The organism is Capsulimonas sp., from assembly GCF_039929585.1.
Classification (GTDB): domain Bacteria; phylum Armatimonadota; class Armatimonadia; order Armatimonadales; family Capsulimonadaceae; genus Capsulimonas.
The window spans coordinates 26,300-36,792 of record NZ_JBDSQY010000239.1; the positions used below are offsets into that span (position 1 = coordinate 26,300).

A 10,493-nucleotide genomic window follows, 5' to 3' on the forward strand; every position below is an offset into this window, starting at 1 on the left:
TTTACGCCATAGCGCCGACTGGCTTGCCCACCAGAGTAAATCCTCTTGACTGCTCACGAAAGGGCTTCTCTTCCCCATGATACAGGCTTTATACAATCGAATGCGAGTACGGAAACAAGGCTCAATGAAGTGCCGCATCGCTGCGTTTGCTGTGACTTTCGGAATGCTGGCGACGGCGCAGGCGCAGGCGCAGGCGCAGGCGCACGAACGTGTGCTCGTCGATGTGCCTCTCTCGATAAGTTTTCCGACGAAAATTAATAATGTCGGTGATATTCTTGGATACGGGTCGGAAATTAACGGTCTCTATCCTGTGCTGCTGCACAACAGCGTAGTGGTTCGACTGCCAGCGCTCAATCCGATCATTGTTATTGGAATGCGTAACTCTTATATTCTGAACAACAACAGTCAGATTATGTACTTTGGGTATACCAGCGGTTCTTCAGGCGACATTTCGACACGTGTGCTCGATACGAAGACCGGAATTACAGTGGACATCGGCAAAATCCCTGGATATCCTTCAACAATCGGAACTAGCTTGAATGACAGCGGCGATATCGTTGGCTACGCATACTCCCCTACGGGACGCCTACCTTTCCTATGGCGTAACGGTCAGTTCAGCCAATTACCTCTGCCTGTCGGTGCTCCAGTCGGCGCTGCGTACTCGTATCGATCCCTTAACAATCGTGGAGACGTCCTTGGCGACATGTCCAACGGCATTGACGGCGTTTCCGTTCTCATTTGGAGGGACGGCGTACCGACTTTCCTGCCAATGCCAACGCCGGCAAACCGAGATATTAGCCTAAACCAATTTTTTGCGTTCAACGATAAAGACCAAGTGCTGACCACGTATCATGATTATCATTACGTCACATCGAACTACCATATTCTGACCCTCACGACACCTCCAATTATCGACAACTATATTGGAACTGTGACCTCTGAGCCGATCAGCTTCAATAATCTTGGAGACGTTCTTGAAAGATACGCTTATATCCTGAATGGCAGTCCTGGAAATGGTTGGGCGTACCGCCTAACGAATATCCCTCTGGATGGAATCGTGTCGGGCGGCCATACTTATCAGTTCGTTGATGCTTATTGTATCAACGATAACGTCGACGTTCTCGGCAAGGTTTATCAGGTTAACAGTGGGATTATCTACAAAACGGTAGTATACAAAGCTATCCCAGCACCGGTCCCGCAGATCACGGGTTTGACCCCGGATCGGGCGATCCCCGGCATGCCTTCGATACCGGTTACGATCAACGGAGCTGGCTTCGATCCCGACAGCACCGTTCTGCTCAACGGCTCCGTGCAGGCGTCATCGCACTACCTGTCGGCGACACAGATGCAGGTCGTCATACCAGCTTCTCTGATGGCCCAGCCGAGAACCATGGCTATCAAGGTCGTCACTCCCGCGCCCGGCGGCGGAGCGTCCAACACCCAATACTTCAACGTCACCGTGCCCCGCGCGACTATTTTGAACATTAACCCCAATCGGCTCTTCCCCGGAGCCGGGGCTGCGCAGATTACGATCAACGGACTGGATTTCGATCCAGGCGCGGTGGTGACGGTTAATGATACCTACACCATCACGCCGACCTTTGTCTCGCCCTATCAACTGACCGCTATTGTCCCGTCCAGTGTCACGGACACAGCGGGCTCGTACTTCGTACGCGTCGTCAACCCTGGCTGGAGCAACGCCTCCACTCCAGCGCCACTGACGGTAGCGCTCCCAGCGCCGATCATTAGCCTGATCTCGCCCGACCGTGTGGGCGTCGGCCTGACGAGCCTCAAGCTTAACCTCTATGGCCCTTACAACTATCAACCCACCGTGAAGGTCTCGTTCAACGGCGGCGCCCCAGTAACGCCGGAAGCGATTACTGGATCACGGGTTACCGTTCCCGTTCCCAGCTCCCTGCTCTCGAACCCTGGAAATATCATGGTGCGTCTGGTCGACTCTTTCGAGCACGGCGGTTCGTCCGCGCCCGCCACGCTCGCAGTGGCGACGCGACCAACGCTGACGGGCCTTACGCCCAATCATACGGCAGTCGGCGCAGGTGCAGTGACGGTAACGCTGTCCGGCTCGAACTTTGAGGCCTCGTCCACCATCACTATCAATAACGGCGCTCCGCTCGCGATGGCGTTTGTTTCGCCGACCCAGCTGAGGGTCCTTGTCCCCAGCAGCGTGACCGCTGTAAAAGGCAACTATGTTGTGCGTGTTGTGAACACGGGATATAGCAACTTCTCCAATCCCCAGGCCTTCACCGTGACGCCATAAGATCTTTCTTCGGATCGATATCTCGAATGAACCTATTGGCTTCTGTTCCGCTATTGGAACAGGAGCCAAAGGTTTATAAGATGGATTTCCCTTGACTCCCCTCCCCGAACCCGCCATAATATCTCTACCATCGGCAATGATGGGGAAGAGTAAGCGGATCGACCGTCCCAGAGAGAAGCGCGTTTAGGTGCAAGCGTTTCGTCGGACCGCCCGCTGAAGGTCGCCCCGGAGCTGATTGTTACGAAAGAGTGTCTAGCGACCTGTCTTATTAGGTCTCTGGAAAGCAAGGTGGTACCGCGCGTCGGCGCTGCAAATGGCAGCCCTCGCGTCCTTGCGGCCGGTCACGCAGCAGTGATCCGCGTCGCAGTAGGACGCGGGGGCTGTTTCTTTTGCGAAAGGTGGGACACGATGGAAAAGATTTACGAGCCGAAGGATGTGGAGGCGCGACGGTACGCCGAATGGGAGGAGCGAGGGTACTTCCATGCGGAGCCGACGCCGGGAAAACAAAAGTACAGTATTACAATACCACCGCCAAATGTGACGGGAAGCCTGCATATGGGGCACGCATTGTGCTATACGGTGCAGGATGTGCTGGGGCGCTGGAAGAAGATGTCGGGATTCACGGTGCTGATCCTGCCGGGAACGGACCACGCGGGGATCGCCACACAGAACGTGGTGGAGAAGCAGATCGCCAAGGATGGTCTGACGCGCTTTGACCTGGGCCGCGAGAAGTTCGTGGAGAAGGTGTGGGAGTGGAAGGCGGAGTATGGGACGCGGATTGTGTCTCAGCTGAAGCGCCTCGGATGCGCGTTTGACTGGCAGCGGGAGCGGTTTACGCTTGATGAGCGCTACGCCGACGCCGTGCTGCAGGCGTTTGTACGCTTCTATGACGCGGGACTGATCTACAAGGGCAATCGCCTGATCAACTGGTGTCCGCGCTGTCAAACGGTGATTTCGGACATTGAGGTGGAGGAAGAAGATCAGGCGGGGCATCTCTGGCATATCCGCTATCCCTTCGCCGATGGCTCGGGGTCGGTGGTGGTGGCGACGTCGCGCCCGGAAACGATGCTGGGCGACAGCGCCGTGGCGGTGAACCCTGAAGACGAGCGCTATACGGCCCTGATCGGCAAGATGATCGCGCTGCCGCTCACGAACCGGCAAATTCCCTTGATCGCGGACAGCTACGCCTCGGCGGAGTTCGGAACCGGCGCCGTGAAGGTGACGCCGGCGCACGACCCGAACGACTATGAGGCCGGCAAGCGCAACAATCTGGAACAGATCACGGTGATCGGGTTCGACGGCAACATGACCGCCCAGGCCGGCGAGCGCTACAGCACAATGGACCGCTACGAGGCGCGCAACTTGATCGTGGCGGACCTGGAAGAGCTGGGCCTGCTTGAGAAGGTGGAGGACCACCCGCACCGCGTGCCGACCTGTGAACGCTGCCATACGACGATCGAGCCGCTGCTTTCCGATCAGTGGTTTATGAAGATGGCGAACACAGAGCTGGTGGCCGGCGCGATCGACGTGGCCGAGAACGACAGCATTGAGTTCGTGCCGGATCGCTATAAGAAGATCTATCTCGACTGGATGAACGGCCTGCGCGACTGGCCGCTCTCCCGCCAGCTCTGGTGGGGGCATCGCCTGCCGGTGTATTACCGGCCCGATGGAACCCATGTGGCCGCCCGCAACTGGCAGGAAGCCGTGGAGCGCGCGGGCACGGATCAGCTGACGCAGGAAGAGGACGTGCTCGATACCTGGTTTTCGTCGGCGCTTTGGCCCTTCGCCACGCTTGGCTGGCCTGAGAAGACACCGGATTTAGAGTATTTCTATCCGACCGATGTGCTGACGACCTCCCGCGAGATCCTTTATCTCTGGGTGGCGCGTATGATCATGACCGGCATCGAGTTTATGGGCGAAAAGCCGTTCGATCAGGTGTATATCTTCGCAACTGTGCTGGACAAGAAGGGCCGGCGCATGTCCAAGTCAAGCGGCAACGGTATTGACCCCGTAGATATGATCGACAAGTACGGCACGGACGCGCTTCGCTTCTCGCTTCTGCGCCTGGCTTCGAAGGGGCAGGACATCCGGTTCAGTGAGGATCGGATTCCCGAGGCGCGAAACTTCGCGAATAAACTTTGGAACGCGGCGCGCTTCGTGCTGATGTACACCGGCGACGATTACACGCCGATCGCACCTGATTCCGACAGCTATTCGCTGCCGGAGCGCTGGATTCTAAGCCGTCTCCAGCACACCGCACGCACGGTGAATGCCTCCCTGGCGAGCTATGACCTGGATGACGCCTGCAACGCGCTCCATGAGTTCCTCTGGAATGAGTACTGCGACTGGTTTGTGGAGCTGTGCAAGCCAGCGCTGAACGGCGAGGACGAAGCCGCCAAGGAGCGGGCGAAGTTCGTCCTGGTGACCGTGCTGGAAAGCACACTGCGCCTGCTGCATCCAGTGATGCCGTTCGTGACCGAGGAAATCTGGCAGGCGATTCCCCACCAGGGCGAATCCATCTGCTCAGCCTTCTATCCGCAGCCCGACGAAACACTCGTGGACCTGTCCGCCGAATCCGGGATGGCGCTGCTGATCGATAGCATCACCGCTCTGCGCACCCTGCGCGCCGAGTTTACACCGGGAGGTCAGGAGAACGAAGCCGCCCGCGCCGCGATCCTCGCACGCCGCTTCACTGTGACGGCCGTTGCTGACAGCGATAGCGCACGCACGACTTTGACGGATCAGATAAGCGCGCTTACGAATCTCGCTCGTCTTGGTACGGTGACGATCGAAAGCGCGACGCCTGAAGGAACGCGTACGGTGGCGACGGGAGTTTCCGGCGCAACGTTCTACATTCCAGCGGATGAGCTGCTCGAAGGCGTGGACCCCGTGAAGGAGTCCACTCGGCTCGCCACCGAGATCGCGAAGCTCGAAAAAGAGCGTGGCGGCCTGGAAGGACGATTGAACAATCCACAGTTCGTGGAGCGCGCCCTGCCCGAAGTCGTGGAAAAGGCCCGCACCGATTCCGCCGACCTCACCCAGCGCATCGCCAAGCTCGCCGCCCGTCGGGAAATGCTGGCGGGATAGTTCGCTCTGAAAACAGCCTCCGCAGCTTTGTGGAGGCTGTTTTGTTTTTGCGCATCGCGCGCAGAACGCGTATAATCATTGTGGAGGCTTTGCGATGACTTACTCGTCGAATAAGAGGGTTCCGGGTGCGCGTCCGGGAAAAGAGTTTACAATCCGGATCGGTGAAAGCACGACATTATTTGTGGAAAATCCGGTGGATGAGTTTGTGGAAAACTCGGTGGACGAATTCGACGAAGAGCCTGCGGCGAAACCCGGCAAGAATCATGGGAAGCGTATCAGCATCAGTATGTTAGCGGGTCATAAGACAACGATTGAATTCGCGGCGCGCCTGAAGGGTTTGAGCATTAACGACTATATTCGCTCGACGATGATTGAGCAAGCGCGTGCTGACATTCAGCGAGTTAAAGAAGCCATGTTGACGGAAGAGGATGTTAAGCAGATCTTGCATTCGTCATCTCCCTCTTCCCATCCATCCGAGAGTCTCCGCGAAGTTTCAGAACAGTATGTGAAGATGATAAGCGAGCAGTCTTAATTCGAGACGATAGTAATCGTTTACCCGAGAGAATATCCTATGCGCGCTGACCAACTTCCTGCTTTCATTGCCAGCCCCCCTCACGCCGCCGGAAACGCCGAAGTCATTGGCGTCGGCGGCGCGCCGACCGTCGCCTCGCTGCTGTGGGCATATCGTCATGGCGTCTTTCCCTGGCCAGCGGAAGGATACCCTTTACTTTGGTTCTGCCCCCCGATGCGGGCGATCCTGGACTTTGATGAATTATATGTCCCGCCTCGGTTAGCCCGGCTGAAGCGCAATTCTCCTTTGACTTTCACCATAGATCGAGCGTTCAATCAGGTGATACGCGCATGCCAGCTCGCGAAGCGTCCCAATCAGGCGGGAACTTGGATTACGGAAGAGATGTTACGAGGATATATTGCCTTCCATGAAAAAGGATATGCGCATAGTATTGAAGCATGGGATCCATCGGGAGCTCTCGTCGGCGGTTTATATGGCGTGTCCATAGATGGCGTATTCGCGGGTGAGAGCATGTTTCATTCGTCGGCGAATACTTCTAAGCTGGCCCTGCTGCATCTGATCGATCATCTGCGTGGCCGTGGCCTCGATTGGATGGACATTCAGATGACGACCCCGCATATGAAAGTGCTGGGCGCTCAGGAAATCAAAAGACGCGATTTTCTGGCCCGATTGGAAGCCACTCAGGCGCGTGGACTGACACTCTTCCCTTAAGACGGGTTGACATATTTCACAATACTTGTATATACTACTATTATGTCTCTCAAAGAAGAACTCTCATTGCCGTCGTATCCGGAAACAGTCGCCAGCTGCACTTGCTTGAATTTACGCAAGGCGAGCCGGGCCATTTCGCATGTCTACGATGAAATCTTACAACCGACGGGACTGCGCGGCACTCAAGTCAGCCTGCTGATGACCGTGGCGCGGGAAGAGACTTCCACCATGACCCAGCTTGCCGATCTGCTGGTCACGGATTTGACGACACTTTCCCGCAATCTCAAGGTACTGGAACGGGATGGTTTAGTAGTAGCCGAGCCGGGACGTGACAGGCGCGTTCGTGAGATCAAACTCACCGCACAAGGACGCGCGGCCTTGGAGCAGGCGCTTCCGCTATGGCGTCAGGCGCAGGCGTATATCAAGGAGCATCTGGGACTTGATCAGTGGCGCGGCCTCATTTCCCATCTCGTGCAGGTAGCGGAGCTCTCGACCCCGGCGCGGGACAGAGCATCCTCGCGCTAGCTTCCATCGTTCAGCTTTTTTGGTTCAAAATAGTTGTATATACATCGAAAGTGGTATTTATGGCGACCAACTCGCAGCAATCAAAACAAAATACTCCGGCGCTCAACCCCTACCGGTGGATCATTCTCATGGCGGTGTTGACCGGCGCATTCCTGGAGCTGCTTGACACGACGAGCGTCAACGTCGCTCTGCGTCAGATGGCCGGGAACCTCGGCGCGACTTCCGACGAAATCGGATGGGTCGCCACGGGGTATATCCTCTCCAATGTCATTGTGCTTCCGCTTACGGCCTGGCTTTCATCGGTGTTCGGAAGACGCGGCTATCTCACGGCGTCGATTTTGCTCTTTACACTGGCGTCGTTCTTCTGCGGCGCGTCGACCACCCTGGGACAACTGATCTTTTGGCGCATCGTACAGGGCGCCGGTGGCGCGGCTCTACTCTCGACAGCGCAGGCGGCCTTAAGAGAAGTCTTCCCCGTGGATCAACAGGGAATGATCCAGGCGCTCTATATCGTCGTGATCGTGCTAGGCCCGACGGTCGGGCCAGCCTTCGGCGGATGGATCACGGACAACTATTCGTGGCCCTGGATTTTCTGGAGCAAATCGCCGCTTGGGCTTATCGCCGCCTTTCTCGTCTGGCGTTTCTTAAGTGACTCGCCGCATAAACAGCAGACCGGAGGCGTGGACTGGGCCGGGATCGGGCTTCTGACCGTGGGGCTCGGCTCCCTCCAATACGTCCTGGAAGAAGGACAGCGCTACGATTGGTTCGACGACGTTTGGATTGTCCGTCTGACAATCGCCGCCGTAGTCTCTCTGATCGCGTTTGTGATCTGGGAGCTATGGCCGACCAACAAACAGCCCGTCGTCAATCTGCGCGTCTTGAAGCATCGAGCGCTGACAGCGGGATGCGTTCTGCTATTCATCGGCGGCGCGGGAATCTATGCGGGTTCATTCCTGATGCCCCTCTTCGTGCAGAGCGTTCTCGGCTTCTCGCCTACCGAAGCCGGTCTGCTGTTTCTTCCGGCGGGCGTCGTAACAATCATCGGAACGATCCTCGCGGGACGGCTTCTTAACGGCGCCAACCCACTGGTCAAGCCCCCAGTGCTCATTGCGATCGGCTTAATCGGGTTCAGCTTATCTCAGTGGCTTCTGGGCCATCTTTCGCCGCAAAGTGGGAGACCGGATATTGAGATTGGTTTGATGCTGCGCGGCGTCGGTATGGGGTTCTTGTTCACCCCAATTACTGTCGCGTCATTGGGCAGCCTCAAAGGCGCGGAGATCGCACAGGGCGCGGGCCTGACGAACCTGTTCCGCCAGCTTGGCGGAAGCTTCGGGATCGCGATCATCAATACATACGTGACCAGCCACACAGCCGCGCACCGCGCGGACCTGGTCGGCTTTCTGTCACCGGGCAACACCGTCATGCTCGACCGCCTTGGGGCCATTGCTCACCGCCTGGTTGGCCAGGGAATGAGCGTCCCTGCAGCACAGCAAGGCGCCTGGGGGATCGTCGAACGTATTGTGGAGCGGCAATCGGCGACCATGGCCTACGACGACGCCTTCCTTCTGCTCGCGGCCGCGTTCGCCTTCTCGCTGCCCGCCCTGCTGCTCTTCCGCAAGGGAAAAAGCCAGACGAACTCTGCCGCCCCTATCGACGCCGGGCATTAAATCGTCAAAAAAAGTAAACGCGCTTATCAATTTCTATATTCAGGATTTGATAAGCGCGTAGCTCTTTTCTGCACTCACAATAATATTCCATCGCAATAATCGGAGAGACTTTGATGGCGTGGACACGCTACAATAAAGAGAGCGCATCAAAGTCATGGATTTCACAAAACACAATTTAGTATGCGAGCTTAGTTTTATCCCGCCATTCCATTGGGAAGCTCTGCTTGCGTTCTTTGCCTCTCACGCCACTGCGGGCGTTGAGACCATCTCCCACGGAGAATATTCTCGTACTGTCGCCCTCAGCGGAACTCATGGCTGGTTTACTGCGGCGCTGACAGATTCCAGGAGCAGTCTTCGGATTGAGGCGTCACCCTCACTCTCTCCAGTATTTCCTCTTTTGCTCTCACACATTCAGCAGCTCTTCGATCTCAGTGCAGATCCTACGGTGATTACGGCCGCGCTTGGCTCGCTGGCGAAAGGTTATCCGGGCCTGCGCATTCCCGGTGGGTTCGATCCTTTTGAGCTGACAGTACGCGCGATTCTCGGACAGCAGATCAGTGTCAAGGCGGCGACAACCGTAGCGGGCCGTTTTAGCGCCGCCTTCGGCAAGCCCGCCGCTCCTCCTATTCCGGGATTGACGTACTATTTCCCAGACGCCGCAACGGTCGCCGCGCTCACGGTCGATCAAGTCGCCTCACTGGGGATCATCGCATCCCGAACAAGAACGATCATCGGAGTGGCTCAGGCCGTCGCTTCCGGCGATCTTTCCCTGAAACCCGGCTCTGATCCGATAGAAACAATGGCGCGCATGCGCGCGATTCCCGGTATCGGTGAATGGACCGCGCAGTATGTCGCCATGCGCGCTCTAGGTTGGGCAGATGCTTTTCCGCATACAGATCTTATCCTATGCCGGGCGCTTGGTGAAAAAAATCCCAAAGGTGTCCTCGCTTTGGCCGATCAATGGCGGCCCTGGCGAGCGTACGCCGCTCTGCATCTGTGGGCTAACTATAATTCTTCTCTCGGAGCAAAACTATGATCTATTACACACAGTTCGAATCCCCGGTTGATACAATCACACTGACATCCGACGGCGCCTCTCTTACCGGCCTCTACATGAACGAGCACAAGCACGCCGAATTATTCGCCGACGAATGGATTCGCGACGATCAAGCTGCTCCCTTCCAGGAAACGATCCGGCAGCTGACTGCCTACTTCGCGGGCGAACGGACCGATTTCGATTTGCCATTGGCGCCCAGAGGAACTCCCTTTCAGCAGATCGTCTGGAATATGCTTCGGGAGATTCCCTACGCGCAGACGATGACATATGGCCAGCTTGCGGCGAAGATCGGCAACCCGAACGCCTCGCGCGCCGTCGGACTGGCGAATGGAAGAAATCCGATCTCAATCATCGTTCCATGTCACCGTGTCATTGGCGCAAGCGGTAAGCTAGTTGGGTACGGAGGCGGATTGGAACGAAAGGAAACGCTGCTATCTCTCGAATCGAAGTGTATTTCTGAGAAGTAAGCGTGCTTAAGACGAGCGACAGCAGTATCAAAGTCTTGTGATCTGGTAGACTATCAATCTTAGGACTTTCGCTTCTGCTTGCCCGGGTCAACGCCGCCTAACCCCCCATCGAGCTAAAGCTCGATTTCCCCCTTCCCTGCAAGCTGCTCCGCAGTGGGAAGTGGGAGCT

At 56.8% G+C, this 10,493-nt stretch carries 8 protein-coding genes; all 8 read left to right on the forward strand.

Annotated features, from left to right (window positions below; all coding sequences use genetic code 11):
• The first annotated feature begins 124 nt into the window (after nucleotides 1-124).
• On the forward strand, nucleotides 125-2,278 hold the full coding sequence (locus ABIZ35_RS18150) for an IPT/TIG domain-containing protein (RefSeq protein WP_348221329.1): 2,154 nt from the start codon (nucleotides 125-127) through the stop codon (nucleotides 2,276-2,278).
• Between the two features lie 408 nt (nucleotides 2,279-2,686).
• Nucleotides 2,687-5,365: a valine--tRNA ligase gene (locus ABIZ35_RS18155; RefSeq protein WP_348221330.1), complete on the forward strand. Its 2,679-nt coding sequence runs from the start codon at nucleotides 2,687-2,689 to the stop codon at nucleotides 5,363-5,365.
• A 94-nt stretch (nucleotides 5,366-5,459) separates the two neighbouring features.
• On the forward strand, nucleotides 5,460-5,897 hold the full coding sequence (locus tag ABIZ35_RS18160; protein WP_348221331.1) for a DUF1778 domain-containing protein: 438 nt from the start codon (nucleotides 5,460-5,462) through the stop codon (nucleotides 5,895-5,897).
• A gap of 39 nt (nucleotides 5,898-5,936) precedes the next feature.
• Nucleotides 5,937-6,608, forward strand: a complete 672-nt coding sequence (gene aat / locus ABIZ35_RS18165; RefSeq protein WP_348221332.1) for a leucyl/phenylalanyl-tRNA--protein transferase — start codon at nucleotides 5,937-5,939, stop codon at nucleotides 6,606-6,608.
• A 42-nt stretch (nucleotides 6,609-6,650) separates the two neighbouring features.
• Nucleotides 6,651-7,133: a MarR family winged helix-turn-helix transcriptional regulator gene (locus ABIZ35_RS18170; RefSeq protein ID WP_348221333.1), complete on the forward strand. Its 483-nt coding sequence runs from the start codon at nucleotides 6,651-6,653 to the stop codon at nucleotides 7,131-7,133.
• A gap of 59 nt (nucleotides 7,134-7,192) precedes the next feature.
• The gene (locus ABIZ35_RS18175) at nucleotides 7,193-8,800 is read left to right on the forward strand and encodes a DHA2 family efflux MFS transporter permease subunit (RefSeq protein ID WP_348221334.1); all 1,608 of its coding nucleotides are present in this window, start codon (nucleotides 7,193-7,195) and stop codon (nucleotides 8,798-8,800) included.
• Nucleotides 8,801-8,954: 154 nt separating this feature from the next.
• Entirely contained in the window at nucleotides 8,955-9,836 is an 882-nt protein-coding gene (locus ABIZ35_RS18180; protein ID WP_348221335.1) for a DNA-3-methyladenine glycosylase, read from the forward strand.
• The gene (locus ABIZ35_RS18185; RefSeq protein ID WP_348221336.1) at nucleotides 9,833-10,324 is read left to right on the forward strand and encodes a methylated-DNA--[protein]-cysteine S-methyltransferase; all 492 of its coding nucleotides are present in this window, start codon (nucleotides 9,833-9,835) and stop codon (nucleotides 10,322-10,324) included. Before ABIZ35_RS18180 ends, ABIZ35_RS18185 begins: the two co-directional genes overlap by 4 nt.
• Nucleotides 10,325-10,493: the final 169 nt, after the last annotated feature.